This window comes from Rhizobium sp. L9, assembly GCF_002531885.1.
Lineage (GTDB): Bacteria > Pseudomonadota > Alphaproteobacteria > Rhizobiales > Rhizobiaceae > Rhizobium.
In genome coordinates this window covers 1-819 of the sequence record NZ_NWSZ01000096.1, presented here as the reverse complement: position 1 = coordinate 819, position 819 = coordinate 1, and the positions used below count along the sequence as shown (strand labels likewise).

The window sequence follows — 819 nt, the reverse complement described above, 5'->3', positions numbered from 1 at the left end:
GTGCCGACAGGTATCTTCAGGCCGCATCGCGCGCGGCGCGCAGCGGCATCGAAGGTGTCGTTCCCAGCGTCTGGCCGATCAACGTGTTCGAGCCATGCTGGTCGCTGTACACTCTGCATCTGGCCGGGTTGTTTTCGCATCCCGCGCTCGCCGAGGCGGTACGCGTGATCGTCGCGCAGCTCGATGCCTGTCTGGGCGTGCGCGGTCTGGGTCCGGCCTTGCACTTCGCGGCCGATGCGGACGACACCGCTGTTGTGTTGTGCATCCTGCGCCTAGCAGGACGCAACCCGGCTGCCGACGCGTTGCGCCACTTCGAAATCGGCGGGCTGTTCGTTACCTTCCCCGGCGAGCGCAATGCCTCGGTGTCGACCAACATCCACGCCCTGCATGCGTTCAGACTGTTGGGAAAGCCCACCGCCGGCACCAGCGCTTACCTTGAGGCCAATCGCAACGCGGACGGTCTATGGGACAATGAAAAATGGCACGTTTCGTGGCTGTATCCCACCGCGCATGCAATCGCTGCGCTCGCGCAAGGCGCGCCCGAGTGGCGCGACGAGCGCGCGCTGGCGGCGCTGTTGCAGGCGCAGCGCGACGACGGCGGCTGGGGCGCGGGTCGCGCGTCTACATTTGAGGAAACCGCCTATGCGCTGTTCGCGTTGCACGTGATGGATGGGCGCGAAGAGCCGACAGGGCGCGCCCGCATCGCGCTGGCGGTCGCGCACGCGCTGGAGTGGATGCTCGCTCGCCATGGGGCGCATGAATTGCCGCAAACGCCGCTGTGGATCGGCAAGGAATTGTATTGCCCGACCCGGGTCGTGC

The 819-nt window shown here is 66.5% G+C and carries 1 protein-coding gene; it reads left to right on the top strand.

Annotated features, from left to right (window positions below):
- On the top strand, window positions 1-819 hold an 819-nt coding region (locus CO660_RS32420), incomplete at both ends, for a prenyltransferase/squalene oxidase repeat-containing protein (RefSeq protein ID WP_141504993.1).